Here is a 26,965-nt window from a genome sequence, read left to right as displayed (position 1 = left end):
ACCCCTGTGGTGCCGCAGAATCTCCGGCCTGAGCCCACTACCTGCGGAAATGGGCTGACGGAAAGGTGAGTGAATGGGACGCCACGTGCTCGGTCTCCACGAGGTCGACCGGACGGAGGTCGCCCTCGTCGGGGGCAAGGGCGCACACCTGGGTGAACTCTCGCGGATCGAAGGCGTCCGCGTGCCACCCGGGTTCTGCGTGACGACGGACGCCTTCCGCCGCGTCGTCGAACCGGCCATCGGCGGTGCGGGCCCGGTCGGCGCGGACCTCCGCCGGCGGATCGAGGAGATCCCCATCCCCGACGACATCGCGGAGGAGATCACCGACGCCCTCGCGCGGCTCGGCGACGAGGGGACCGCCTGGGCCGTCCGGTCGAGCGCGACGGCGGAGGACCTGCCGGGGGCCTCGTTCGCGGGCCAGCAGGACAGCTACCTGAACGTGGTGGGCCCGGAGGCGGTGCTCCGCCACGTCAGCCGGTGCTGGGCCTCGCTGTTCACCGAGCGGGCCGTCGCCTACCGGGAGCACCGCGGCTTCGACCACGCCGCGGTCCGCATGGCCGTCGTCGTGCAGCGGATGGTGTTCCCGCGGGCCGCCGGCGTGCTGTTCACCGCCGACCCGGTGACGTCCAACCGGAAGGTCGCCTCGGTCGAAGCGACCTTCGGCCTCGGTGAAGCCCTGGTGTCGGGGCTGGTCAACGCCGACTCCTTCAAGGTGCGCGACGACGAGGTCGTCTCCCGGGCCATCGCCACCAAGGAGATCGCCACCGTCGCCGCGCCGACCGGCGGCACCCGCACCGACACCGTCGACCCCGCGCGCCGGGACGAGCCCGCGCTGACCGACGCGCAGGCGGTCCGCCTGGTGCGCCTGGGCCGGCGGATCGAGGCCCGCTTCGGCCGTCCCCAGGACATCGAGTGGTGCCTGGTGGACGACGAGTTCCACATCGTCCAGAGCCGGCCGATCACCACGCTGTTCCCCGTGCCGGAGACCGACGACGCGGAGAACCACGTCTACGTCTCGGTCGGCCACCAGCAGATGATGACCGACGCCATGCGACCGCTGGGGATCTCCCTGTGGGGCCTGGCTTCACCGATGCCCCGCGCCGAGGCGGGCGGCAGGCTGTTCGTGGACGTCACCCGGGTGCTGGCGTCCCCCAAGAGCCGGGCCGACCTCATGCAGGTGCTGGGCAAGTCCGACCCGCTCATCGGGGACGCGCTGCGGACCGTGGTCGAGCGCGACGGCTTCCTCCCCCCGCCCGCCGACGACGGTCCGATCCGGCCGATCCCCGGCGCGGCGCCCGCCACCATCGAGACCGACCCGGCCGTCGTCACCGAGCTGATCGCCCGCGGGGACGCCTCCAACGCCGCCGCGAGGCGCGCCATCGAGGGCAAGTCGGGGCCGGAGCTGCTCGACTTCATCATCGCGGACCAGGAGGAGCTGCGGCGGTTCCTGCACGACCCGCAGAGCTACCAGGCGATCATGGCCGGGATGCAGACGACGTGGTGGCTCAACGACCACCTGAAGGAGTGGCTGGGCGAGAAGAACGCGGCCGACACGCTCACCCAGTCCGTCCCGCACAACGTCACGTCGGAGATGGGCCTGGAACTCCTCGACGTCGCCGACGTCATCCGCCCGCACCCGGAGGTCGTCGCCTTCCTGCACGACGTCGAGGACGACGACTTCCTGGACCGGCTGCCCGAGCTGCCCGGCGGCCGGGAGGCGCGTGACGCGATCCTGTCCTACTTGGACAAGTACGGCATGCGCTGCGTCGGCGAGATCGACATCACCAGGCCGCGGTGGAGCGAGCGCCCCACCACGCTGCTGCCGATCATCCTCACCAACATCAAGAACTTCGAGCCGGGTTCCGGCAAGCACCGCTTCGAGCAGGGGCTGCGGGAGGCGCGCATGAAGGAGGAGGACGTCCTGGCCCGCCTGCGCACGCTGCCCGACGGCGACCGGAAGGCCGAGGAGACCAAGCAGAAGATCGACCGCGTCCGCACCTTCACCGGCTACCGCGAGTACCCGAAGTACTTCCTGATCAGCCGCTACTTCATCTACAAGCAGGCGCTGACGGCCGAGGCCGACCGGCTCGTGCGCGCCGGCGTCCTCACCGACCGGGAGGACGTCTTCTACCTGTCCCTGCCGGAACTCCGGGAGGTCGTGCGCACCAACGAGGTCGACCACGACCTCATCCGCCACCGCCGGGAAGCCTTCGCGTCCTACCAAGCGCTCACGCCACCCCGCGTGCTCACCTCGGACGGCGAGGCCATCACCGGCTCCTACCGCCGCGACGACCTGCCCGCCGGCGCCCTCGTCGGCCTCCCGGTCTCCGTCGGCACCGTCGAAGGACGCGCCCGCGTCATCCTCGACGTCGCCGACGCCGACCTCGAACCGGGCGACATCCTCGTCACCGCCCACACCGATCCGAGCTGGTCACCGCTGTTCGTCGCCATCGCGGGCCTGGTCACCGAGGTCGGCGGCCTGATGACCCACGGCGCGGTCATCGCCCGGGAGTACGGCCTGCCCGCCATCGTCGGCGTCGAGCGGGCCACGCACCTGATCGAAGACGGTCAGCGGATCCGCCTCAACGGGACCGACGGCTACGTCGAGATCCTCGGCTGACCCGGCGACCGGTGTCCCGACCGGGAGGTCGGGGCACCCGACCCGGCGCCCTCACAGCGGCAGCAGCAACTTCCCGCCGAGCACCAGCGTCCCCACCGTCACCGCGGCGAACAGCAGCACCCACACCAGCCCCGGCACCCGCGTGATCCGGGCGAGCTGGTCGGCGTCCGACTGCCGCGCCAGGCCCCGCACCCGCCGCTGCTGCAACTCCCCCACCGGCCGCACGCCGCCCAGCAGCAGGAACCACGTCACGAACAACGCGAACGCCGCCTGCCACTGCGCGGTCGCGTACCAGGACACGGCGAACATCACCGCCCCGGTCAGCACCACCGACACCACGCCGAACACGTTGCGGATCATGACCAGCATCCCGACCAGCAGCGCCACCGTCGCCCACAGCAGCGGCCGGACCTGGTCGGCCGTCACCAGCGCCGCCGCGCCCAGCCCGAGCAACGACGGCGTCACGTACCCGGCGAAGTACATGAGCACCACGGCCACCCCGGTGGGCCGCCCGCGCGACACCGTCACCCCCGACGTGTCCGAGTTGAGCTTGATGCCCTCCAGCCGTCGGCCGGTGAGCAGCGCGACGAGGGCGTGCCCGGCCTCGTGCGCGATCGTGATGACGTGCCTGCTGTACCGCCACACGCCGGGACTGGCCACCAGGACCAGCGCCAGCACGGCGGGGGCCCACTTCGTCAGAGTCAGAGTCGACATCGACCGCCAGCATGCCACGCCACCCGGCGTGCCCGACCCGGGTGCGCGGCGGGGGCTTGACCTGGAGCGCGCTCCAGCACCCAGGCTGACCGCCATGAAACGACAGCGCATCGGATCACTGGAAGTCAGCGCCCTGGCCCTGGGCACGCTGCCGTTCGGCAAGTCGGTGGACCAGCGGACCTCGTTCGCGATCATGGACCGCTTCGCCGAGGCGGGCGGCACGTTCCTGGACACGGCGAACAACTACGTGTTCTGGGACGGCGGCACGGGCGACGAGAGCGAGCTGACCGTGGGCCGCTGGCTGGCCGAGCGCGGCAACCGGGACGCGATGGTGGTGGCCACCAAGATGGGCGCGCGACCGCTGACCCCCGGCACCGGGCTGGAGAACGCCGAGGGGCTGTCCGGCGACACGGTCCGCAGCGCCGCCGCGGCGAGCCTGAAGCGGCTCGGCGTCGACCACATCGACCTGTACTACAGCCACATCGAGGACCGCAGCGTCACGTTCGAGGACACGCTCGGCGGGTTCGCGTCCCTCGTGGACGCGGGTCGGGTCCGGGAGATCGGGGCCAGCAACCACGCCACCTGGCGGTTCGACCGGGCGCGGGCGGTGTCGCGGGCCAACGGCTGGCCGGTCTACCGCGCCGTGCAGCAGCGGTACAGCTACCTGCGGCCCCGGCCGAACGTGAAGCTGCCCGAGGGCGGTCACGTGCACATGACCGACGAACTGCTCGACTACGCCGCCGCGGAGGGTGACGTGACGCTGGTGGCGTACTCGGCGCTGCTCGCGGGCCGGTACCGGGACAAGCCGCTCGGCGAGGCGTACGACCACCCTGGCACCACGCGGCGGCTGAAGGTGCTGCACGAGGTCGCCGACGAACTCGGCGCGACGGTGAACCAGGTCGTGCTGGCCTGGTTGCTGCGCCAGGACATCGTGCCGCTGGTGGGCGCGACCTCCGTGGCGCAGCTGGAGGAGACGTTGGGGGCGCTCGACCTCAAGCTGGACGACGACCAGGTAGAGCGCATGGACGCCGCGGCCTGACCCTCCTCGCGCGAAGCGGTGCACGGCCCTTCACGGACCGTGCACCGCTTCGTCACCGCCTGTCTTCACTGCCTGTCTGTCAGCGCGTCACCGGCTGAACCGCGACTTGTGCTGCTCCGCGATGGCCGGGTCGATCGGCTGGGCCTGCCGCGGGTGCACGGTCGGGTCCATCGACTCGATGCGCTCGTCGGCGTGCGCGCCGTGCCGCGAGTCGTCGACCCGCTGCGTCGGCATCTCCTGCGTCACCGGGTCGGCCTTCGGGTCGCGGATGCTCGCTTCCCGCTCGTAGCGGGCCTGCTCGCGACGCCGCTGCACCAGGGTCTCGTCGTGGTCGGCCACCGGGGCGATCGGCTCCCCGGTCCGCTCGTCCACCGGGGCCTCGGTCACGATCTTGCGCCGCGCGGGCAGCACGGCGATCAGCAGGCCGACGGCGGCGAGGCCGAGGTGCAGCCAGTTGTCGTTCACGTTGAGCGCCAGGGGGTTGCCCAGGCCGGCGACCGGGTTGGTGGAGAACACACCGGCCAGGGCCAGACCCCACAGCAGCACCGCGCCGTAGGCGATGAACAGGAGCCAGCCGTACAGCCGGGCCAGGCCGGACGTGCTCGCCATGAGCAGGCCGAGCACACCGAACGCCAGGTGGACGACGTTGTGCAGCGGGTTCAGCGTGAACCCGAGCAGCATCGCGTGCTGGTCGCCCGCGAAGTCGCCGAACCCGGTGCGCACGAAGCCCAGCACACCCAACGCGAGGAAGACCAGGCCGACCAAGCCTGCCAGCACCTGGGCGGGTTGCAGGCCCGCGACCTTGACGCGACCGACGGTCGAGTGGTGGGTCATCTCGCCCTCCAACTGAGGACCACGAGCCCGTCTGACCGGGCTCCGGACGCCCACCGACTACCCGTCCGGTCCGAGCCGCAAACAGGACCGGGCCACCCGGACCGCGCGGGGCGGCCGAATGGGGGCGGGGGACGGGCGCACGAACCCGTCCCCCCTTTCCCGACAGGAGTCACACGCCCCGTCGTGCCGGGTTTTATCCGCCCCGACCCACCCCATGAAGGTCGGGCCGCCACACCGCGCCGAATGCGCGGTCGATCATCGTCGCCAATAGGTCGATACGATTTCCGAATAATTACCGACCGTATCGCCCAACTCGGCGTACGGGCAGGTCAGGAGCGCTGGCCCCGGTCACCGGACGCGCGCGTCGCGGAGCCGTTCCACTCGGTCTCCCTGCTGTTCACGAAGGTCCCCTTTGTGGTCGTCGCACACCACTGCGGTGTTGGCCGACACTATCTCCGAAGAGACCGCTCGCGGTCAAAGCAATTACGACGTCCGCTAATTGGTCGAACCGGCTCGCCAGACCATCGAGTAGCGCCAGAAGAGGTGCCGCCGGATGCGCGCGCCGGGCAGCACGGAGGCCGCCTCGGCCCGGATCTCGCGCAGCGTCAGCACCGCGTCGCGGGTGGGCGCGTCGCTCCTCGGGTCGTCGTGGACCAGGCGCGCGACGAAGTTCAGGGGCACCGACGCCAGGGTCAGCGCCCAGTCGGCGGCGCTCTCCTCCCGGGCCAACCCGAGCACCGCCACGACCCCGCCGGGCCGCACGAGCGACCGCATCCGCTCCAACGCGGGCCGGAGCGGCATGTGGTGCAGCGCGGCGAGGCAGGAGACGAAGTCGTACGGCCCGCCGACGTCGTCCACCACCGCGTCCGCCCGCCGGAACGCGACGCCCGGCACGTCGGCCTCCACCTGCCGGTCCACCGCCGTCACCGCGAGCCCGCGCGCCGCCAGCCTGCCCGCGAACACCCCGTGGCCGCAGCCGATGTCCAGCGCCGTTCGCGCGCCCGGCGGCACCTGCCGGAGCAGGAATTGGTGGTAGTGCGCGTTGTGGTCGAAGTGCTTCACACCCCAGGCGACGCCTAGGACGGGCGCCGGGTTGCCCGGGGACCGCGCGGAACCACGCCGACCAAGATCGCTTGACCTCCAGTTAACTCGAACTCCTAGCGTGGCGGCGGTAGACCTGAGAGGGGATCACGTCATGCACGCCATCGTTCAACACGAGTTCGGTCCGGCCGAGAACCTGCGCCACGAGCAGACCCCCGACCCCGAACCGGGCGCCGGCCAGGTGCGGATCGCGGTGTCCGCGGCCGGGGTGCACCTGCTCGACACGTCGATCCGACGTGGTGAGCACGGCGGGCCGTTCCCCCTGCCCGAGCTGCCCATGACGCCGGGGCGGGAGGTGGCCGGGGTCGTCACCGCGCTCGGCGAGGGCGTGGACGCGCACTGGCTCGGCAAGCGGGTCGTCGCCCACCTCGGGCAGGCCAGTGGCGGGTACGCGGAGCAGGCCGCGGCGAACGCCGCGTCGCTGCACGAGCTGCCCGACCACGTCTCCGACGACGCCGCCGTGGCCATGATCGGCACCGGTCGGACCGCCGTCGGCGTGCTGCGCGTCGCCGAGCTCACGCCCGACGACGTCGTCCTCGTGACGTCCGCCGCCGGTGGGCTGGGCTCGTTGTTCGTGCAGGAGGCCAAGGCGGTCGGGGCCAGGGTGGTGGGCGTCGCGAGCACCGCCAAGCTCGACCTGGTCCGCCGGTTGGGTGCGGACGTGGTGGCCGACTACACGCGGCCGGGCTGGGAGGACGGCATCGGCGAGGTCACCGCGGTGCTCGACGGCGTCGGCGGTGAAGCGGGCCGCAAGGCGCTGGAGCTGCTGGGCGTCGGCGGGCGCATCCTGCTGTTCGGCTGGACCGCGGGCGAGCCGACCCGGATCGAGACCGCCGACCTGTACCGCCTCGGCATCACCGCGTCGGTCGTCGTCGGACCCCGGATGATGAAGGGCACGACCCTGCGCGGGCTGGAGGAGCTGTCCCTCCGCGCCCTCGCCGACGGCCGCCTCACCCCGCTGACCACGACGTTCCCGCTCAGCGAGGCCGCCAAGGCGCACGCCGCGCTGGAGGGCCGCGCCACCGTGGGCAAGGTCGTGCTCAAGCCCTGACCGCGGGCGGCCCCCGTGCGCGACGACCGCGCACGGGGGCCGCGCCGGTCACACCGGCACCGTGACGATCCGCTCGTCGTCGAAGGTGCGCACCTCGACCGCCACCACGTCCTCGGGCGCGACGAGCGCCGAGCCGTCGAGGTTGGTGCCGTCCCGCTCCCCGACCGCCGAGACGAGCCAGCTGCCCGCCTCCTGCCTGCTGCCGTCCCTGGCCACGACGAACAGCCGGCACCTCTCGTCCTGAGCGACACCCGCCACCGACGCGTTGACCCGCACCCACCCGGCGGCGGGCCGGACCTGCACGGTCATCCGCGCGCCGGTCACCGGGTCGGTGGCCGACCCGAGCCTGGTCCCGGCGGGCGGCGCGGGCGGCGCGGTCGACGGCTGGACGACCGTCACGTCCGGCGCGGTGCCGCGACCGACCGCGAAACCGCCGCCGAGCACGACCGCCGCCACGGCCGCCGCGACCAACCCCACGCCGACCCGTCGGCGGCGCACCTGCCCGCCGCGCTCGGACCGCACCTGCCGCAACGTGCGTTGCAGCAGCAGGTCACCGCCCTCCGGCGGACCGTCGAGCACCACCTCGGACGGCACCTCGCCCATGGCCTCCTCCATCGCCCGCAGTTCGGTCGACTCGGCGCGGCAACGCGGGCAGGACGCCAGGTGCTCCTCCACGGCACGCGCCTCCCGCTCGTCGAGCACGCCCAGCACGTAAGCGCCGAGCAGCTGTGGTTCGTGGTTGGTGGTCATCCGGCCACCCCCTTCAGCGCGACCTGTTGCCCGACGAACGTCTCTCGCAACGCCCGCAGCGCGTAGTGGGACCTCGACTTCACCGTGCCCGGTGGCACCCCTAACGCCTCGGCCGCCTCGGTCACGCTGCGACCGCGGAAGTAGATCTCCATCAGCACGTCGCGGTGGTCGGACGACAGCCGGTCCAGGGCTTCGAGCACGACCACCGAGTCCACCACGGAGTCGGCGTGGTCCCGCTGCACCGGCGGGGTCGTCGGCGCCTCGGCCACCTCCTGCGGCCGGGCCGCCCTCGCCCGGAACCGGTCGGTGACGATGTTGCGCGCCACGGTGAGCAGCCACCCCCGGACCGAGCCCTTGCCGTTCACCAGGGCGTCCGGGTGCCGCCAGGCGCGCACGAGGGTTTCCTGGACGACGTCCTCGGCCGCAGCCCGGTCACCGGTCAGCCGCGTCGCGTACGCCAGCAGCGCCCGACCGTGCTCCTCGTAGAGCGACCGGATCAGGGCCTCGTCGGCCGCGGCCTCCCGTTTCCGGGACCACAGAGCCGCCATCCACCCACTCCTCTCGTGAACTCCCTCCCCGGACACGAGCACCGGGTGGTTCCGGTTCACCGAGAGGCGGGAAAACTTCCTAGGAGCAGGTCCGGCCGGTGTTCAGGCAGGCCGTGACGCGGTCCATCAGCTCGACCGGCATGACGTTGACGAACATCGCGTGGTCGGTGCGCGGGTCGTGGTGCTGCTCGGGGAAGCTGTCGATGGCGTAGGGCCGCCCGGCGGGCACGTCGTAGGCGACCCGCACCCGCAGCTTCGGCACCGGGAACGTGCCCGGCCGGCACACCCCGTTCGAACCGGGGAACTCGGCGTGCGCCCGGTGGCTCGGGCTGTCGGTGGTGCGGCCGTCCCAGCAGCTCGGGAAGTCGAACGTGCGCAGCACCCGCCCGCCCGGCTGGCACTCGGGGTAGCGGTCGGTGTGCCGGTCCTCGAACCCGGTGCAGCTCCACCGCGCCCGGCCCCGGCCGCTGGTCAGCGCCGCCGGGTCGCCGGTGATCATGCGCAGGAACCGCGGCATCGGCACGACCTCGCTGACCGGGCTGCCGGTGAAGGTGATCTCCACGCCCGCCGGCGGCAGCACCTCGCCGGTGTTGCCGTGCGCGCCGCCGCCGGGCTGGTGCGCGTCGTGCCCGGCCCGGTCGGTGAGCCGCAGCACCGGCCAGTAGAAGGTGGACCGGTCCCCTGCCGGGCACGTGGTCGCGGCGGCGGCCAGCGACGCGTCGGTGGAACCGGCGTCCGTGCTCAGGTTGCCGACGTACTCGTGGGTGTGGTGCGCCCCGTACGGCTGTCCGGGCGCGATGACCATGTTGTCGGCGTTGAGGTGGCGGTCCTCGTTGCGCCCGCAGTCGAGGCGGAACGTGCCGGTCGACGCGTCCGGGGTGGTGGTGAACGACTCGACCGCCACCGGCACGTCGCCGATGGCCACGGTGCGGTCGTCCGCGCAGCCGGCGGCAAGGACGAGCACCAGCAGCAGCGGCGACCACCTCACGTCCGACAGCTTATTGGGGATCGCGCCCCTGATCGCCCGACCGGGACGGCGGGGCCGCAACACTGCCCGAACGGGCCGAGTTCCACCCGGCCGGACCGGTCACCGCGACACCCCGGCGTTCGAGGACCGGGTCCGGCATCCCTTCCCGGTCAGCTCGTGCTCGGACGCGCCCCGAGGGGCGACGGGTTGCGGCGGGTGGCGTGCATCGGCGGGACCTTCCTCAAGGACTGGCGGCGGACACCCGTCACACGGACCCGTCGGACGTTCGGTTCACCCGGATCCGGACGAGCCGCGAGGCGGCCCCGGAACCCGGCACCGGGACCGCCTCGCACCCACCTCGCCGAACCGGTCAGTTCAACTGCACCCGCAGGATCCGGGAGTTCGAGTTGTTCGGCACGCTGTCCCGGTCGTCGCTGGTGGTCAGCCACAGGCTGCCGTCCGGCGCGGGCTCGACCGTGCGGAGGCGGCCGTACGTGCCCTGGAAGTGGGTCGTCTCCGACCCCACCGACGTGCCGCTGATCACCAGCCGGTACAGCCTGCTGCCGCGCAGCGTGGCCACGTACAGGGCGTTGTTGACGATGGTGATGCCGCTGGGCGAGGCGTTGGCCGTGCTCCACGTCCGCTTCGGCGCGATGTAGCCGGAGCAGGTGCCGGAGGTGCCCTCGCACGCCGGCCAGCCGTAGTTGCCGCCCCGCTCGGAGAGGTTCAGCTCGTCCATCACCGTGTTGCCCAGCTCGGCCTGCCACAGCCTGCCCTGGCCGTCGAACGCCAGGCCCTGCACGTTGCGGTGGCCGTAGGTCCACACGTACCGGGCGTTGCCGCCGTTGCCGTAGAACGGGTTGTCGGTCGGCGCGGAGCCGTCCGGGTTGAGCCGCAGCACCTTGCCGCCCAGGTTGGACAGGTCCTGCGCCCAGTTCGCGTTCTGGCCGTCGCCGGTGCCCGCGTACAGCTTGCCGTCCGGGCCGAACCGCAGCCGGCCGCCGTTGTGGTAGCGGTTGCGCGGGATTCCGGTCAGCAGCACCTGGAGCGAGCTCTGCACCAGGGCGTTGTTCTCCACCTTCATCCGCACGATCCGGTTGTCGTTCGCGGCCGTGTGGTAGATGTACAGGTAGTGGTCGGACGCGAAGTTCGGCGACACCTCGAGGCCGAGCAGGCCGCCCTCGCCGCCGGTCGTGACGACGTTCGGCACCGTGCCCAGGGTGGTCTTCGCCCCGGACGGCGACAGCTTGACGACGTCGAAGGCGTCGCGCCGCGAGTAGACGCCCGAACCGTCCGGCAGGAAGTCCAAGCCCCACGGCACGTCGTCGTCCGTCGCCAGCTGGGTCACCGCGCCGACCTGGTCGCCGCCCGAGGACGTGGTGGCGGTGACCCCGGTGCTCTGGTCGGAGACGTTGCCCACCGCGTCGAACGCCCGCGCGGTGAACAGGTACGAGGTGCTCGGGCGCAACCCGCCGATGGTGGCCGACGTGCCGGTGGCGTCACCGATCTTCGCCCCTCCCGCCAGCACTTCGTAGCGGGTCACGCCGATGTTGTCGGTCGACGCGGACCACGTCAGCGTCACGGAGTTCGCGGTGACGCCGGTGACGCGCAGCCCCATCGGCGGGGTGGGCCGCTCGGTGTCGGCCTGCGCGGGCGGGGTGCGCACCTCGGTGTTGTCGCTTGCCTGGGAGATGTTCCCGGCGGCGTCCTTGGCGTTGACGTAGAAGGTGAACGTGCCGTTCGGGCTCAGCCCGGTGACGGTGGTGGACGTGCCCGTGACGGCCTTGACGAACTGCCCGGACCGGTAGACCTCGTAGGACGTCACGCCGACGTCGTCCGTGGCCGGGTCCCAGGACAGGTCGACCGACGTGGGCGTGACGTTGGCCGACCTGAGGTTGGCGGGCGGTGACGGCGGTGTGGTGTCCGCCTGGCCCGTCTCGCCGAACACCTGGAACTCCTGCACCGAGTAGCTGTTGTAGGGAGCGGTGCGGCAGCGGGTCGTGCCGTACATCCGGACGTACCGACCACTTCCGCTCACCGCCAGGTCCTCCACGCCGCCCGCGCCGTTCGCGGTGGTGTGGACGGTGGTCCAGGTCCGCGCGTCGGGCGACGTCTCGACCCGGTAGGCGCGGGCGCACGACAGGTCCCACTGGAGCCGGACCCTCGTGATCGTCGCCGTGGCGCCGAGGTCGACCTGGAGCCACGACGGGTCCACGCCGCCCTGGCTGGCCCAGCGCGTGGACGAGTTGCCGTCGACCGCCATCGCGGGCGCGAGGCCCGAACTGCCCGAGGAGGACGCGGTCGCCGGTTTGCCCTGGGAGAGCAGGACGGGCGCCGCGCTCGCGGGTGCGGCGGAGACCAGGGCGGACGCCACCACGGCGAGCGCGGTGGCGAGCGTGCCGAGCGACCTCGGCCACGCGCGCCTTGTACGGGGTGCCACAGGTGCCTCCACAGTCGTTGACGACTCCCCCGGGAACTCCGGGGACTGGTGCGGCGGTGGGTGCGGCGGCGCGGTGGCGGCGGGAGGGGACGGGCTGCCTTCGGTGTCACCCGAAACGGTAAGTGCTTTCCCGGACAGCGTCCAGTGGTGCTCCCGGTCGGGGAAGGACACCGGCCTGGTCAGCCGGTGAACGGCTCGGCCACGAAGCGGCCCCACACCACGAAGGCCAGCAGGACCAGGTAGACCAGGTCCACCGCCACGAGCCTGACCTCGCCGCGGCGGAACCGGACGACCGCCGCGCCGAGCATGATCAGCATCAGGCCCACGCCCGCCACCGGCACCAGCACCGGCGCGACGCCGAGCACGGCGGGCAGGACCAGCCCCACCCCGCCCAGCACCTCGAAGGCCCCGATGGCCTTGACCCCGCCCGCGCTCCAGTCCTCGGTCCAGGCGGCGCTGGGCCCGAAGGCGGCGATCCGCTCCTTGGGCATGATGAGCTTGCCGGCGCCGCCGAAGACGTAAGCGGCGGCGAGCGCGCCGGTGATGATCCACAGGGCGAGGTTCACGGTGTTCCTCCTGGTCGAGCGCCTGTCAGGGCGGTTGGTCGGGCATAAGACGCCGGTGTGGCGAGCCCTGTGACAGGACCGCCGCATGACGGGCGTCACACGCGGCGGGAGAGACGGGGGCAGGCGATGGACGGCACGACGGGGACGCGCGCGGACGAGGACGGCCGCGCCACGGACGTGTTCGTCGCGCACCGGAACCTGCTGTTCACGGTGGCGTACCAGATGCTCGGCTCGGCCGCCGACGCCGAGGACGTCGTGCAGGAGACGTGGCTGCGGTGGACCGGCGTGGACCTGGACGAGGTGCGCGACCAGCGCGCGTACCTGGTCCGGATCACCACGCGCCAGGCGTTGAACCGGCTGCGGGCGCTGGGCAGGCGCAAGGAGTCCTACCTCGGGCCGTGGCTGCCCGAACCGCTGCTGACCTCGCCGGACGTGGCGCAGGACGTCGAGCTGGCCGACAGCCTGTCCACGGCCATGCTGCTGGTGCTGGAGACGCTCGCGCCGACCGAGCGGGCGGTGTTCGTGCTGCGGGACGTGTTCGACCTCGGGTACGACGAGATCGCGGGCGCCGTCGACAAGAGCCCGGCCGCGGTCCGCCAGATCGCCCACCGGGCCCGCGCCCACGTCGCCGAACGCCGACCGCGCGGCGCCACGTCCCCGACCGAGACGCGGGCCGCGCTGTCGGCGTTCCAGCGCGCCGTCGAGACCGGTGACCTGCAAACCCTGCTGGACGTCCTCGCGCCGGACGTCGTCGTGCTGAGCGACGCGGGCGGGCTCAAGCAGGCCGCGCGCAAGCCCGTGGTGGGCGCGGACAAGGTGGCCCGCTTCCTGGCCGCGCGGTGGGACGTCGTCGGCGCGCGGACCACCGTCGAGCCGACGCAGCTCAACGGTGGCCCGGCGCTGCTGCTGCGGGTGGACGGCGAGCTCGACGGCGTCGTGACGGCGCGGGTCGAGGACGGCGTCCTCACCGGCCTGTACTTCCTGCGCAACCCGGAGAAGCTGTCGCACGTCCGGCGCGAGACCGCCGTGAGCCGCTGATCAGGGCAGCAGCAGTCCCCAGTGGACGGCCCAGGGCACGAACACCGCACCGCCCGCGACCAGCAGCCCCGTGCGGAACGTGGGGCGGGAGCGCAGCTTCACCACCGTGACGACGGTGGCGGCGGTGACGGCCACGGCCAGGAGCTGGAGCGCGAGCCACGGCAGGGGACGCCCCAGGACCACCACGCCGAGGCTCTTCGCGCCGCTGGACGCGAGGTAGCCGAGGTAGGCGAGCAGGCCGAGCACGCTCACCAGGCCGGTGGCCGCCAGCACCCGCGCCGCCCGGCCGTGCCCCGGCACCGCGGCCACCCGACGCCCGCGTCGGACCAGCGCGCCAACCCCGTACCCGGCGAACGCCACCACCAGCAGCGCGGCCACCACGAGCTGCACCACCGGCGACCCGGCGGGCACCGGCGTGCTCTGCCGCTCCTGCTGCGGAGCCGCACCGACCTCCACCGCGCGCGACCCGTCACCCGTCACCCAGGAGGTGACCTGCTCCAGGTACGCGGGCGAGATCTCGTCGCCGCGCTGGAAGCCGTCCGGGGACAGGCGCATCGTGTGGTCCGCGCCGGGCACCGCGCGCAGCGCGTAGTGGCGGTTGCCGCCCCGGTCCAACGCCTCCCGGAACACGCGCATGCTCTCCGCACCGGGGATCACCCGGTCCAGGTCGCCCCACAGGCCGAGCACCGGCTGGGTGACCCGCTCCAGCACCGGCACCGGGTCGTAGCCGGACTCGGGGAACAGGCCCGCGCCGACGAGCAGCCCCAGCGTGGTGCGGGAGACGGTGTCCACCAGGGAGCCGGACACGCCGGCGGCGGCGAGCCGGTTGACGAGGTTCCACGACTGCTGGCGCTCGGGCGCCACGCCGGGTGCGCCGACCGTGACCACGAACGCCACGTCGGTCGAGCCGGCCGCGGCGATCGGCGCCACCCAGCCGCCCTCGCTGACGCCCCACAGACCGGTCCGGGCCGGGTCGACGTCCGGTTGTGCCTTGAGCGCCCGCACCGCGGCCACCGCGTCGTCCGCGAGGAGCTCGAAGTCGACGTCCGACTTGGACCGCTTCGGCCGCTTGTCGTAGATCAGGGTGACGACGCCGGCCCGCGCGAACGCCTCCGCCTCGGGCCGGTAGCCGTCCCGCGACACCCGGCCGGAACCGTGCACCATCACCACGGCCGGGTGCTTGGTGCCGGTTGCCGGGGCGATGACGGTGCCGCGGAGGGTCAGTTCTCCACTCGAGAAGGTGATGTCGTGCTCGACCAGCCCGGGTTCCGCCTGGGCCTGCGGCACGACCGCCAAGGCCAGCGCGAGTGCCGCGAGCAACCGGAAAAGGGCATGCCGAAGACGCGAAGTGCCGATCAAGGGTGTGCCCTCTTTCAGGAAGGGTCGCCCGGGGTGGTCCCGGGCACGGGGAAGGCGAAGAAGCGCACGGCGACGTGCCGCGCGTCCGCGGGCGTCTCGTCGGCCGGTCGCTGGTAGCGCTTGAGCAGCGCCATGTACTCGTCGAAGAACTCGTGCAGCTCGGCCAGCGTCACCCGCACCGAGCCGCGCGAGTACGGCAGCGCGTCGGCCCACTCGCCCAGCTCGGACCGCTGCGCCAGGAAGCTCGCGAACAGCTCCTGGTCGGCGGCCAGCTTGAGCTGGTTGAGCTGCTCCACGAGCGCCCGCATCTCCGGGTCCTGCGGCGAGCGCGGCGAGCGGAGGTCCTGCACCGGCGCGCGCCACCACCGTTCCCGGCCCTGCGCGCGCTCGGGCACCTCCTCGACGAAGGCGTGCTTGGCGAGCATGCGGAGGTGGTAGCTCGTCGCGCCGCTGCTCTCACCCAGCGCCTTGCCCAGGATGCTGGCCGTCGCCGGCCCGTGCTGCCCGAGGTGGCGCAGGATGCGCTGGCGCAACGGGTGCGCGAGCGTGCGCAGTTCGTCGACGTCGGAGATCTCGCGCGGTGCGACCATGTTGCAAAGCTACCGTTGCAAAGGGTCCTTTGCAACCTCGTCGAGCTCGTCGTGCAGGCGCGACCAGTCGTCGCGCCTGCCGCGCCACGCCGGGCTCCGGAAGATCTCCGCCTTCGCCTCCGCCAGGGAGAGGCCGAGCACCTTCGACGCGACGTGGATCGTCTCCAACGGCGACCGGCCTCGGTCGCGCAGCTCGCGGAACACCTGCTCCCGCGTCGAGCCGGCCAGGCTCGCCACGAGCGCGTCCACCGCAGCCCGGTCCACCGGCCCCGCCTCCCCGTCGTCCGAAGTCCTGCGAAGGGGATCAGGCGGGACCGGCGGCCGGCAAGCCGGTTCAGCCGTACAGCTCCTCGTAGCGGGCGGCGTGGGTGGTGTGGACGGTCTTGCGCTTGACCTTCAGGGTCGGGGTCAGCTCGCCGTCGTCCTGGCTCAGGTCGCGGTCCAGGAGGGTGAAGCGCTTGACCTGGGAGACGTGGGCGAAGTGCGAGTTGGCCTCGTCCACCACGTCCTGGATCAGGGCGCGCACCTCGGGCGTGCGGGACAGGGTGGGCAGGTCCGTCGGCAGCCCCCGCTCCTCCGCCCACGGCACGATCTCGTCCCGGTCCAACGTGATCAGCGCGACCAGGTACGGCTTGAGGTCGCCGTAGACCACCGCGTGCGAGATCCAGCGGGACTGGCGGAGCTGGTTCTCCACGTTCGCCGGGGCGATGTTCTTGCCGCCGGCGGTGATGATGATGTCCTTCTTGCGGCCCGTGATGGTGACGAAGCCGTCGTCGTCGATCTCGCCCAGGTCACCCGTGTGCAGCCACCCGTCGGTGAGCACCTCGGCGGTGGCGGCGGGGTTGTTCCAGTAGCCCGCGAACACGTGCGGGCCCTGCATCAGGATCTCGCCGTCCTCGGCGATCTTGAGCTGCAACCCCGCCACGCCGAACGCGCCGACCGACCCCAGCTTGTGCCGCGCCGGCGTGTTCACCGTGCCGACACCCGTCGACTCGCTCATGCCGTACCCCTCCAGCACGGGCACGCCGGCGGCGGAGAAGAACTCCAGCACCTCGACCGCGATCGGGGCCGCGCCGGACAGCGCCAGCCGCAGCCTGCCGCCGAAGATCGCCCGCACCCGCGCGAACAGCGGCTCCACCTGCTCGAACGCGGCGGCCAGGTCGGGCGGCAGGGGCTGCCCGGCGGCCTGCCGCTCGCGCGCCGCCAGCCCGACCCGCACGGCCTGCCGCAGCCCGTCCTCCGGCACACCCGCCGTGGCCGCGGTGTAGATCTTCTCGAAGATCCGCGGCACCGACGGCAGGAACGTCGGCCGCACCTGCGCCAGCTCGGCCACCACCCGGGACGTGTCACCGCCGTAGAACGCGACCGCGTGACCGGTGTAGAGCGCGCCCAGGTGCACGATCTGCGCGAACACGTGCGCCAGCGGCAGGAACAGGTACGCCACGTCACCCGGCAGCACGTACGACAGCTCCTCGCTGAGCCGGCACATGGTCAGCCAGTTCCGGTTGGTCAGCACGCAGCCCTTGGGCGGCCCGGTGGTGCCCGAGGTGTAGATGATCAGCGTCGGGTCGTCGGGGTCGATCGCGGCGCGGCGGTCGTCCAGCTCGCCCGGCACCGGCGCGGTGCGCCCCTGCGACCGCAGCTCGGCCAGCCCGCCGTCCTCGATGACGACCACGTCCCGCAGCGCGGGCACCCGCGCGCGGATCGACTCGACCTTGGCCCGCTGCGCCTCGTCCTCCGCGACCACGAGCACCGCGCCCGAGTCGCCGATGATCCACGCGCACTCCTCCGGCGCGCTCGACGGGTAGATCGGCACCACCACCCCGCCCGCCGCGAGCACCGCCAGCTCCACCGCCGACCACTCGACCCTGGTGTCGGACAGCACGCACACCCGCTCGCCCGGCCGCACGCCCAGGTGCACCAGCCCGGACGCCAGCTCCATGACCCACTCGGCGACCTCGGTGAACGTCAGGTCGTGCCACTGCCCGTCGCGCAGGTGGCGCCACGCCACCCGGTCGTCGTGCGCCTGGGCGGCTACGAAGGGCAGGTCGGCGATGACGCGCGCCGTGGTCACGGGCATGGCGGTGCTCCTCACTGGACTGCGGACGAGGTGACGCGCACGTGGACGCCGTTCAGCACGGCGGTGCCGGACAGCGGGTCCACGGCCAGGTCGTCGGTGAGCAGGTTGACGTTGACGCCGGGGTGGGCGCGGGCGGTGGACAGGCGCGTGCCGGGCCGGTCGTGGCCCCAGCCGTGCGGCAGGCTGACCACGCCGGCGGCCATGTCGGCGCTGACCTCCACGGTCGCCTCGACCTCGCCGACCCGGGACGTCACGCGGGCCGTGCCGCCGTCGACCAACCCGAGCCGGGCGGCGTCGTCCGGGTGCACCAGCAGCGTGCACAGCTGCTTGCCCTTCACCAGCGCGGGCACGTTGTGCAACCACGAGTTGTTCGACCGCAGGTGCCGCCGCCCGACCAGGACCAGCCCGTCCCGGGGCGCGCGCAACGCCGCCAGCACCCGCGGCAGGTCCGCCGCGATCGGCTCCGGGCACAGCTCGATCCGGCCGGACGGCGTGCGCAGGATCTCGGGCACCCGGCTCGTCAACGGCCCGAGGTCGACGCCGTGCGGCTGGTCGAGCAGGTCGGCCAGGGTCAGCCCGTACGGGCCGGACCGCAGCCGCGCGTCCAGCAACCGCTCCTCGCGGCTCAGCTCCGACTCCCCCGACAACCCGACCAGCGCGTCGAGGTCGGCGTCCGGCCCCTGCCCGGCGAGGATGCCGGTGAGCCGCAGCAGGATCTCGCCCTCGTCCACCTCGCCCGGCGCCGGCGGCACGGCGGGCCGCGAGTACTTGGCCACGTTCCGCACGGTGAAGGACAGGAACGCCAGGTCGTAGTGGGCGCGCCTGCTCGGCGGCGGAGGAGGCAGGATCACGTCCGCGTGCCTGGTCGTCTCGTTGAGGTACGGGTCCACCGACACCATGAAGTCCACGGTGGACAAGGCGGCGTCCAGCCGGGCCGAGTTGGGCACGGACAGCGCCGGGTTCCCGGCCACCGTCACCAGCGCCCGGACCTGCCCGTCGCCGGGCGTCCCGATCTCGTCGGCCAGCGTCACCACGGGGAACTCCCCCGCCACCTCGGGCAGTCCGCGCACCCGGCTGCGCCACCGGCCGGTGGTGAACCCCTTGCCGGTCCCCGTGCCGCGCTTGGCGTGCGCGGGCAGCGGGAACATCGCGCCACCGGGCCGGTCCAGGTTCCCGGTCAGCACGTTCAGCACGTCGACCAGCCAACTGGCGACGGTGCCGAACTCGACCGTCGTGGTGCCGATCCGCCCGTACACGGCCGCCCGGGGAGCCGCCGCGAGCCGGTGCGCCAGCGCCCGGATCACGCCGGCTTCGACACCGCACCGCTCCGCCACCGCCTCGGGCGTGAACGGCGCGCTCAGCTCCCGCACCTCGGCCACGCCGTTCACGTGCGGCGCGAGCTCCCCGAGGTCGACCAGGGACGCGGCGAACAGCTCGTGCACCATGGCCAGCAGCAGGAACACGTCCGTGCCCGGCACGATCGCCAGGTGCTGGTCGGCCGCCGCCGCCGTGCGGCTGCGCCGCGGGTCGACCACGACGAACGCCCCGCCGCGGCGGCGCAGCGCCTTGAGCCGCCCCGGCGCGTCCGGCACGGTCCACAGGCTGCCGTTGGACGAGAACGGGTCCGCGCCGAGCAGCAGCAGGAAGTCCGTGCGGTCGATGTCGGGCACGGGGATGGAGAAGATGCCGCCGTAGAGCAGGCCGCACGCCACGTGCTTCGGCATCTGGTCGACCGTGGCGGCGGTGAAGAAGTTGCGCGAGCCCAGCGCCTTGCGCAACGCGCCCGAGTACAGGCCGCCGGCCAGCGAGTGCACCGTCGGGTTGCCCAGGTACAGCGCCACCGCGTCCCGGCCGCGGGCGTCGATGACCGCGTTCAACCGCTCGTCGACCAGCGCGAACGCCTCGTCCCACGACACCGGCTCGAACGACGTGCCCCGGCGGACCACCGGTTCGCGCAGCCGGTCCGGGTCCGCGTCCAGCGCCCCCAGCGAAGCGCCCTTCGGGCAGAGGAACCCGCCGCTGAACGAGTCCTGCCGGTCGCCGCGCACGGCCGTGATCCGATCGCCCTCGACCGTCAGCTCCAGGCCGCAGGTCGCCTCGCACAACGGGCACGTCGTCCAAGCGGTGCGCATGCGTCTCCCGGCGGTCCGGCCCCAACGTCGACGTCGGCCAGCCAACACGCCGGGGTTACCGGCCGGTTAGTGCGGAGTCCACAACAACTAAGCGCGGCGGCTAGGCCCGCCCGTCCAGCACCCGCGCCAGCTCCAGCCGCGACGACACCCGGAGCTTCGCGTAGATCCGCGACAGGTAGACCTCGATCGTGCGGGGGCTGTAGTGCAACGCGGCCGCGATGTCCCGGTTGCGCATCCCCTGCTGCACCAGGCGGGCGACGTTCTCCTCCGCCGCCGTCAGCACCCCCGGCGCCCGTCCCCTGGCCCGCGGCACCTTCGCGCCCAGCTCCTTGAGCCGCGCCCCGACCTGCCGGCGCAGCCCGTGCGCCCCCACCCGCTGGAACACGCCGTAAGCCTCCAGCAGCCCGGCCACCGCGGTCGCGTCCACCTGCCCCAGCGCCCACTGCGCCCGGGCCCGCTCGAACACCAGCCCGCCGGCCTCGGCCTCGCGCACCGCGTCCCGCAGCACGTCCGCGTCCTGCTCGACGGCCCCCACCACGCGCCGCACGGTCGTCCGCGTCCACGGCGCGACCCGGTCGGCCGCCACGGCCCGCAGCCGCGCCGCCGTCCGCCGCGCGTCCTCCACCCGTCCGTGCGCGAGGTCCAGCTCGACCAGCCGGCCCAGCAGCACGCAGCTGTACGCGGTCATCCCGTCGTCGTCCACCGCGTCCACCAGCACGGCCCGGGCGCCCTCCGCGTCACCGCGCGCGGCCAGGTAGCCCGCCATCGCGAACGCGTGCAGCCGGGACATGTTCGGGCTGGTCGGCGGCTCCAGCGCGGCCAGCCGGGCGGCCACGTCCAGCTCGCCGCGCCACGTCCGCACCTCCAGCTCGATCGCGCGCAGGCCGTCCAGCATCATCAGCTCCTGCCGCGACTCCAGCTCCGCCGCGGCCCGCCCCACCCGTTCCAGGCAGGCGTCCCACGCGCCGCCGAACCAGTCCAGCGCCACCCGCGCCATCTCCAGCTCACCGCGGAACGCGTGCCCGCCCGCCCGTTCCCGCAGCTCCTCGACCCGGTGCAACCGCCACGACGCGTCGTGCACGAGCCCGGCCAACGCCCCGGTGGACGCGCCCACGGCCAGCGCCTGCAACTCCAGCCCCGGCTGGCCGTCCGCCGCGGCCAGCGCCCGGTTGGCGTAGTCGACCGTCTTGTCGTGCCGGAACAGCATCAACGTGATCACCGCCAGCCGGTCGAACACCACCACCCCCTCGGCGGCCGACGTCAGCGGCATGGCCTCGATCCGCTCGGCGGCGGCCAGCGCCTCGGCGTGACGCCCGGTGAACAGCAGCAGCAGCGCGCGCTGTGCGTGCAACGCGGCCGGCGCGGCACCGGCCCGCACCTCCGCGTCCGCCAACCGCAGCCCCTCGGCGAACCGCCCGACCAGGAACATGCTGGTCAGCACGATGACCGCGCACCGCGACCGGTCCGGGCCGGCGGGCAGCTCCGCCAGCGCGGCCAACCCCGGCCCGATCGCCGCGCCCGGCCGGGACGCGTGGGCCAGCGCGCGGCACTGCGAAGCCAGCAGCGCGGCCCTTTCCGGCGCGGCCACCGGCAGCAGCTCCAGCGCCCGCGCGCACAGCGCCGCCGCCGTCTCCGGCGCGGTGGCGCGGTTCGCCGCGGCGGCCTGCGCCATCACCCGCACCGCGCGCAGGTCGCCCGGCGGCGCGGACTCGGCCAGGTGCCAGGCCAGCTCCATCTCGTCCACGGCCAGCCCGCGCGCCCGGTCGTCCAGCAGCCGCGCGCTGATCAGGCTGTGCAGGTGCCGCCGCTGCGCCGGGCCGATCTCCTGGTACAGCGCCTCGCCGACCAGCGCGTGCGAGAACCGGTAGCCCCGGTCCTTGTCGCGCACCACGATGTGGGCCCGCAGCAGCCCGTCGAAGGCGTCCACCACGGTCTCCTCGGGCAGCGACGACACCCGCGCCAGCAGCCCGATCTGGTCCAGCCGCACCCGCCGGAAGATCGACACCGCGCGCGCCACCGCCCGGGTGTCCCGGTCCAGCGGCGCGACCCGCCGCAGCACCGCCTCACGCCTGGTCAGCCGGATCGCCGACGGCGACACGGCCAGCCGCGCCCGGTCGCCGTCCACCGCGACCAGGTCCAGCTCGCGCAGCGACCGGGCGATCTCCACCGCGAAGAACGGGTTGCCGTCGGCCCGGTGGTGCACCTCGTGCGCCAGCCCGTCGTCCACCGGCGTGCCCAGCACGGTCTCCACGATCCGCGCCACGTCACCGCCGCTCAACGGCGCCAGCCGCACCCGCACCACGTCGGCGTGCCGTTCGAGCCGGTCCAGCAGCTCCTCCACACCGGGGTTGCGGTGGTGCTCGCGCACCGCGGCGATCAGCACCAGCGGCGCGGCCGTGACGCGGCGCAGCACCACGGCGAGCATGGCCAGCGAGTCGTCGTCCACCTGGTCGACGTCGTCCAGCACGAGCGCCGCGGGCCGGTCGGCGGTCAGGCCCGTCAACGCCCGCGCCACCAGCTCGCAGGACCGGCCGAACCAGGTCGCGTCCGGTGTCACGGTCAGGTCCAGCGCCTCCAGCGCGGCCCGCACGTCACCGGGGCCCGCGACCGACCGCAGCGCCGTGGCCACGGCCGCGTACGGGATGCGCCTGCTCACGTCGTCCGACTCGGCGGCGGCCACCGCGCAGCCGCGCTCGCGCAACCGGCGGCCCGTCTCGGCCAGCAGGCTGGACTTGCCGATCCCCGGCTCACCCGACACCACGACCACCACCAGCCCGGCGGCGGGCACGCGCTCGACCGCGTCGAACACGGCCGCCAGCTCGGCCTCCCGGCCGAAGAAAGGCGACACGGACGACCTCCCCTGGTTGGGCACACCACACTACCGATCGCGGTGCGCCGGACCGCCGTCACGGCCGCGCCGCCCTACCGACTGAGGAATCCCTACTCACGTGGCGCGGCCCGCGGTGGTGCCATGGCGGCGGACAACTGCCGCACCTGGAGGGTCGATGACGGTCGAGGGCACCTGCGCCGACGAGTTCGCCGAGGTCCGCACCGAGTTCGAGCGCAACTTCGCCGAGCGCGGCGAGGTCGGCGCGGGCGTGCACGTGACGGTCGACGGCGTCACCGTGGTCGACCTGTGGGGCGGTGACGCGGGCGGGCGGCCGTGGCGGGAGGACACGATCACGCACGTCTGGTCGTGCACCAAGGGCGCGACGGCGTTGTGCGCGCACGTGCTGGCGTCGCGGGGCGAGCTGGACCTGGACGCGCCGGTCGTCGAGTACTGGCCGGAGTTCGGGCGCGACGGCAAGGCGGGCACGCTGGTGCGGCACCTGCTGGCCCACCAGGCCGGGCTGACGGCGGTGCGGGAGCCGGTGCCCGCCGGCGGGATGCTCGACTGGGAGCTGATGACCGGGCTGCTGGCCCGGCAGGAGCCGTTCTGGGAGCCGGGCACGCGGCACGGCTACCACGCGCTGACGTTCGGGCACCTGGTCGGCGAGGTGGTGCGGCGGGTGTCCGGGATGGGGCTGGCCGAGTTCTTCGAGAAGGAGGTGTCCGGTCCGCTGGGGCTGGACTTCTGGCTCACGCTGCCCGAGGACCTGGAACCGCTGGTCGCCCGGACCATCCCGGCCGAGCGCGGCGAGGCGGTGCCCGCGGTGTACGTGGCGGCGATGGGCAGCCCCGGGTCGATGCAGTCGCTGCTGATGGGCAACTCCGGCGGGTACGTGGCGGCGTCGGACACGCGCGAGGCGCACGCGGCGCAGTACGGGTCGGTCGGCGGGATGAGCAACGCGCGCGGGCTGGCGCAGCTGTACCGGCCGCTGGCGCTGGGCGGCGAGTACAACGGGGTGCGGCTGGTGGACGAGGCGCAGGTCCCGCTCATGTCCGGGGTGGTGTCGGCCGGGCACGACGAGATGCTGCTCGCGCCGACCCGGTTCGCGCTGGGGTTCATGAAGTCGGCCGCCAACCGGCACCTGCCCGCCGTGGAGCGGGGCGTGGCGATGGCGGACGGCGCGTTCGGGCACTCCGGGATGGGGGGCTCGCTCGGGTTCGCCGACCCGGGCGCGCGGATGTCGTTCGGGTACGCGATGACGAAGATGGGGCCGGGCCTGGGCGTCAACGCGCGCGGACAGTCCCTTGTGGACGCCGTGTACCGCGCGCTGGGCCACCGCCAGGCGTCGGACGGCACCTGGTTCCGCTGAGGCCGGGCGGCCTACCCGGCGATGCCGTAGACCGAGCGCAGCCAGACGCAGGTCAGGGTGTCGACCAGCTCGCGGTCCCGCGCGGCCGACCGGCGGGACCGCGAGCGGCCCAGGAACGCCTGCTCGTTCAGCGACACCAGGACCGCGGCCAGCGACTTGGCCGCCGGGCCCGGCGGTGCGACGCCCGCGGCCCGCTCCAGCTCGATCTGCGAGGCGGTCGCGTCGACGAACCGGCGGGCGACGCCGGCCCAGAACTCGCGCATCAGCGGGTCGGTGTCGCGGGCCCGGACCGCGGCGCGCAGCACCGGCCCGTGCTTGCGCCACAGCGCGAGGCTCGCGCCCAGCGCCCGCCGGATCGAGTCCTCGGGCGGCTCGCTGCCGCGCCGCAACCACGACGACGCCGACTCGTACAGCTCGTCGACGACGCCGCCGGCCAGCGCGTGCAGCACCGCTTCCCGTGACGCGAAGTGGAAGTAGAAGGTCGACCGCGAGATGCCCGCTCCCGAGGCCAGCTCGTCGACCGCGATGTCGTCCAGGGAGCGCGTCTGGAGCAGCCGTTCGGCGGTGTCGAGGATCGCCTGCGAGGTGAGGTCGCCCTTGCTGGGCCTGCGCCGCGACCCGACCGTGCCGGCACGTGGGGACATGGCGCACATCCTCGGTTCCGCGCACCGGCAGCCGCAAGCGTTTCGCGCGCACCGCGGCCAAGTCGAGAGCTCCGTCGACGCGCACCAGCGGGCGCGGCGGGGTAGACAAGGGGTGTGGATCCACTCTGGGCACTGCGGCAGGTGGCGTTCCAGCTGGAGCGCGCCGGTGAACCCACCTACCGGGTCCGGGCGTTCCGCAAGGCCGCCGAGGTGGTGGCGGCGCTGCCGGACGGCGAGGTGGAGCGGCGGGTCGCGGCGGGCACGCTGACCGACCTGCCCGGCATCGGCAAGGCCACCGCCGGCGTGATCGCGGACGCCGTGGCCGGGCGCGAACCGACCTACCTGAGCCGGTTCCGCGAGCCGGTGGTGGGCGGTCAGGCGTTGCGGGCGCTGCTGAAGGGCGACTGCCACACGCACTCCGACTGGTCCGACGGCGGCAGCCCGATCCGGGAGATGGCCGAGGCCGCCCGCGACCTCGGGCACTCCTGGATGGTGCTGACCGACCACTCGCCCCGGCTGACCGTGGCCAACGGGCTGTCCGCGGACCGGCTGCTGCGCCAGCTCGACGTGGTCGCGGAGCTGAACGCCGACCTGGCGCCGTTCCGGATCCTGACCGGCATCGAGGTCGACATCCTGGACGACGGCTCGCTCGACCAGCGGCCGGAGCTGCTGGCCCGGCTGGACGTCGTGGTCGCCAGCGTGCACTCGAAGCTGCGGATGCCCGCCCCGGAGATGACCCGCCGCATGGTGGCCGCCGTGGCCAACCCGCACGTCGACGTGCTCGGCCACTGCACGGGCCGGCTGGTGGTCGGCAAGGGCCGGCCGGAGTCGACGTTCGACGCGGAGGCCGTGTTCTCGGCGTGCGCCGAGCACGGCACCGCCGTCGAGATCAACTCCCGCCCGGAGCGCCGCGACCCACCGGGCCGCCTGCTGCGGCTGGCGGTGGAGCTGGGCTGCACGTTCTCGATCGACAGCGACGCCCACGCACCGGGTCAGCTGGACTGGCTGTCGTTCGGCTGCGAGCGGGCCGAGGAGTGCGGCGTCACCCCGGACCGGGTGATCAACACCCTGGAGGCGGACGAACTGCTGTCGCGCTGACCGCTCAGCGGCCCGCGGTGGCGGGGCGGGAGGTGCGGGAGGCGCGGACCAGGTGGCCGTACCACGGGACCAGCGGGCCGGTGCGGCCCTCGACCAGGCGTTGCCAGGTGGCGCGGCACAGGGCCAGGAACGGTGCGGCGTCCCAGTAGCGGGCCAGGTCGGACAGTGGGCGGTCCTGGACGTTGCCCAGGCCGTAGCGGCGGTCGAAGCCGTAGGACACCGGGACCGCGGCGCCGTTCGCCTCGATCACCAGCGGGGTGAGCCAGCGGCCCAGCGGTTGGGCGTCGTCGACCGGGGCGGCCATGAACGCCTCCGGCTTGCGGGCCAGCATGGTGCGAGGCACGGCGTCGAGCTGGACGGCCAGGCCGTGCTCCTCGGCGATGCGGCCCAGCTCCACCGCCGCGTAGGCCAGTTCCACCGCGTCCGGCCGCTCGCCGACCATCAACCGGTTCGCGGCACCCTCCGGTTCCAGCGGGTGCACCTGGAGCAGCAGCGCGCCGGACTGGACGGCGGCCAGCGCGACATCACCCAGTTGGGTGGCGTTCCCCTGGGTCAGCGTGGTGATCACGCCGACCGGGATGCCGACCTCGGTGAGCCTCCGGATGCCCGCCAGCGCCTTCTCGAAGCACCCCTCGCGGTCCCGGATGCGGTCGTGCGTGTCGCGGTCGCCGTCCAGCGACACGGCCACCAGGTCGACCAGGCCGCGCACCAGCCCGATGCGCCGCTGCGTCAACGCCACCGCGTTCGTCGTCACGGTCGTCCGCATCCCGGCCGCGCGGGCGGCGCGCAGCAGCGCGGGCAGCTCCGGGTACAGGAACGGCTCGCCGCCGGACACGTTCAGCACGTCGTAGCCGAGCCGGGCCGCGTCCGCGACCACGGCCGCCAGCACGGAGATCGGGATCGACTCGGCGACGTCCGGCCCCGAGCTGGAGTAGCAGTGCAAGCAGCGCAGGTTGCACAGCCTGGTCGGGTGGACCTGCAGGACCGCCCGGCCACTCATCTGCCCCATGCCACCCTCCTGTGGTGCTCGCTACTCCTATGGAGCACGCAGGGAGCCGGGTGATACGTCGATCCGCCACCACTCTTGGTAGCCATTCCCCCCAACGTGGGAACCTCGCCGGTAATTGAAACGCCACGTGACGACCCGGCGACTCTCCATACAGGCGAGGCGGCCCGGCGTCACGGCGAGGCGGCC

The 26,965-nt window shown here is 73.5% G+C and carries 22 protein-coding genes; 6 read left to right on the top strand and 16 right to left on the bottom strand.

Going from position 1 to position 26,965, the window contains the following annotated elements; genetic code table 11:
• The first annotated feature begins 73 nt into the window (after positions 1-73).
• Entirely contained in the window at positions 74-2,620 is a 2,547-nt protein-coding gene (gene rph, locus ACIQMJ_RS30390) for a rifamycin-inactivating phosphotransferase (protein WP_499764431.1), read from the top strand.
• Positions 2,621-2,671: 51 nt separating this feature from the next.
• Here rph and ACIQMJ_RS30385 read toward each other — a convergent pair whose 3' ends face one another.
• On the bottom strand, positions 2,672-3,334 hold the full coding sequence (locus ACIQMJ_RS30385; protein ID WP_499764430.1) for a M50 family metallopeptidase: 663 nt from the start codon (positions 3,332-3,334) through the stop codon (positions 2,672-2,674).
• A 94-nt stretch (positions 3,335-3,428) separates the two neighbouring features.
• Here ACIQMJ_RS30385 and ACIQMJ_RS30380 point away from each other — a divergent pair, with 94 nt between their 5' ends.
• Positions 3,429-4,373, top strand: a complete 945-nt coding sequence (locus ACIQMJ_RS30380; RefSeq protein WP_499764429.1) for an aldo/keto reductase — start codon at positions 3,429-3,431, stop codon at positions 4,371-4,373.
• An 87-nt stretch (positions 4,374-4,460) separates the two neighbouring features.
• Here ACIQMJ_RS30380 and ACIQMJ_RS30375 read toward each other — a convergent pair whose 3' ends face one another.
• Positions 4,461-5,207, bottom strand: a complete 747-nt coding sequence (locus ACIQMJ_RS30375) for a DUF4383 domain-containing protein (RefSeq protein ID WP_499764428.1) — start codon at positions 5,205-5,207, stop codon at positions 4,461-4,463.
• A 495-nt stretch (positions 5,208-5,702) separates the two neighbouring features.
• Positions 5,703-6,269 carry a class I SAM-dependent methyltransferase gene (locus ACIQMJ_RS30370; protein ID WP_499764427.1) on the bottom strand — a complete coding sequence of 189 codons (567 nt, stop codon included), beginning with the start codon at positions 6,267-6,269 and terminating at the stop codon, positions 5,703-5,705.
• Between the two features lie 133 nt (positions 6,270-6,402).
• Here ACIQMJ_RS30370 and ACIQMJ_RS30365 point away from each other — a divergent pair, with 133 nt between their 5' ends.
• A complete protein-coding gene (locus tag ACIQMJ_RS30365; protein WP_499764426.1) occupies positions 6,403-7,359 on the top strand; it encodes a zinc-binding dehydrogenase in 957 nt (318 codons plus the stop codon).
• Positions 7,360-7,407: 48 nt separating this feature from the next.
• Here ACIQMJ_RS30365 and ACIQMJ_RS30360 read toward each other — a convergent pair whose 3' ends face one another.
• The 5 genes from ACIQMJ_RS30360 to ACIQMJ_RS30340 form a co-directional block, all read right to left on the bottom strand.
• Positions 7,408-8,109 (bottom strand): anti-sigma factor family protein, encoded by a 702-nt coding sequence (locus ACIQMJ_RS30360; protein ID WP_499764425.1) that lies wholly within the window; start codon positions 8,107-8,109, stop codon positions 7,408-7,410.
• Positions 8,106-8,657 (bottom strand): sigma-70 family RNA polymerase sigma factor, encoded by a 552-nt coding sequence (locus ACIQMJ_RS30355; protein WP_499764424.1) that lies wholly within the window; start codon positions 8,655-8,657, stop codon positions 8,106-8,108. Before ACIQMJ_RS30355 ends, ACIQMJ_RS30360 begins: the two co-directional genes overlap by 4 nt.
• A gap of 79 nt (positions 8,658-8,736) precedes the next feature.
• Entirely contained in the window at positions 8,737-9,645 is a 909-nt protein-coding gene (locus tag ACIQMJ_RS30350) for a DUF1996 domain-containing protein (RefSeq protein WP_499764423.1), read from the bottom strand.
• A 349-nt stretch (positions 9,646-9,994) separates the two neighbouring features.
• Positions 9,995-12,064, bottom strand: a complete 2,070-nt coding sequence (locus ACIQMJ_RS30345) for a PQQ-dependent sugar dehydrogenase (protein WP_499764422.1) — start codon at positions 12,062-12,064, stop codon at positions 9,995-9,997.
• A gap of 179 nt (positions 12,065-12,243) precedes the next feature.
• Positions 12,244-12,630, bottom strand: a complete 387-nt coding sequence (locus tag ACIQMJ_RS30340) for a DoxX family protein (protein ID WP_499764421.1) — start codon at positions 12,628-12,630, stop codon at positions 12,244-12,246.
• Between the two features lie 126 nt (positions 12,631-12,756).
• Between ACIQMJ_RS30340 and ACIQMJ_RS30335 the strand changes: the two genes are divergently transcribed.
• A complete protein-coding gene (locus ACIQMJ_RS30335; RefSeq protein WP_499764420.1) occupies positions 12,757-13,668 on the top strand; it encodes an RNA polymerase sigma-70 factor in 912 nt (303 codons plus the stop codon).
• Here the strand turns inward: ACIQMJ_RS30335 and ACIQMJ_RS30330 are convergent, their stop codons facing one another.
• The 6 genes from ACIQMJ_RS30330 to ACIQMJ_RS30305 form a co-directional block, all read right to left on the bottom strand.
• Positions 13,669-14,988: an alpha/beta hydrolase family protein gene (locus ACIQMJ_RS30330; RefSeq protein WP_499764419.1), complete on the bottom strand. Its 1,320-nt coding sequence runs from the start codon at positions 14,986-14,988 to the stop codon at positions 13,669-13,671.
• 53 nt (positions 14,989-15,041) lie between these two features.
• Complete coding sequence (locus tag ACIQMJ_RS30325; RefSeq protein ID WP_499764418.1) at positions 15,042-15,617, bottom strand: ArsR/SmtB family transcription factor; 576 nt, start codon at positions 15,615-15,617, stop codon at positions 15,042-15,044.
• Positions 15,618-15,626: 9 nt separating this feature from the next.
• The gene (locus ACIQMJ_RS30320) at positions 15,627-15,881 is read right to left on the bottom strand and encodes a hypothetical protein (protein WP_499764417.1); all 255 of its coding nucleotides are present in this window, start codon (positions 15,879-15,881) and stop codon (positions 15,627-15,629) included.
• A 70-nt stretch (positions 15,882-15,951) separates the two neighbouring features.
• Positions 15,952-17,697, bottom strand: a complete 1,746-nt coding sequence (locus ACIQMJ_RS30315; protein WP_499764416.1) for an AMP-dependent synthetase/ligase — start codon at positions 17,695-17,697, stop codon at positions 15,952-15,954.
• A gap of 11 nt (positions 17,698-17,708) precedes the next feature.
• A complete protein-coding gene (locus ACIQMJ_RS30310; RefSeq protein ID WP_499764415.1) occupies positions 17,709-19,829 on the bottom strand; it encodes a molybdopterin oxidoreductase family protein in 2,121 nt (706 codons plus the stop codon).
• Between the two features lie 100 nt (positions 19,830-19,929).
• Positions 19,930-22,677: an ATP-binding protein gene (locus ACIQMJ_RS30305; protein WP_499764414.1), complete on the bottom strand. Its 2,748-nt coding sequence runs from the start codon at positions 22,675-22,677 to the stop codon at positions 19,930-19,932.
• 157 nt (positions 22,678-22,834) lie between these two features.
• Between ACIQMJ_RS30305 and ACIQMJ_RS30300 the strand changes: the two genes are divergently transcribed.
• Positions 22,835-24,028, top strand: coding sequence for a serine hydrolase domain-containing protein (locus ACIQMJ_RS30300; RefSeq protein ID WP_499764413.1), 1,194 nt, complete (start codon positions 22,835-22,837; stop codon positions 24,026-24,028).
• Between the two features lie 11 nt (positions 24,029-24,039).
• On the opposite strand, the gene ACIQMJ_RS30295 is transcribed toward ACIQMJ_RS30300, so the two are convergent.
• Complete coding sequence (locus tag ACIQMJ_RS30295) at positions 24,040-24,672, bottom strand: TetR/AcrR family transcriptional regulator (RefSeq protein ID WP_499764412.1); 633 nt, start codon at positions 24,670-24,672, stop codon at positions 24,040-24,042.
• Between the two features lie 114 nt (positions 24,673-24,786).
• Here ACIQMJ_RS30295 and ACIQMJ_RS30290 point away from each other — a divergent pair, with 114 nt between their 5' ends.
• Entirely contained in the window at positions 24,787-25,770 is a 984-nt protein-coding gene (locus ACIQMJ_RS30290; protein WP_499764411.1) for a PHP domain-containing protein, read from the top strand.
• A 4-nt stretch (positions 25,771-25,774) separates the two neighbouring features.
• Here the strand turns inward: ACIQMJ_RS30290 and ACIQMJ_RS30285 are convergent, their stop codons facing one another.
• Positions 25,775-26,779 (bottom strand): radical SAM protein, encoded by a 1,005-nt coding sequence (locus tag ACIQMJ_RS30285; protein ID WP_499764410.1) that lies wholly within the window; start codon positions 26,777-26,779, stop codon positions 25,775-25,777.
• Positions 26,780-26,965 lie beyond the last annotated feature (186 nt).

It is taken from the genome of Actinosynnema sp. NPDC091369 (assembly GCF_044757065.1).
Taxonomy (GTDB): Bacteria; Actinomycetota; Actinomycetes; order Mycobacteriales; family Pseudonocardiaceae; genus Actinosynnema.
This window is presented reverse-complemented; position numbering and strand designations above follow the sequence as displayed.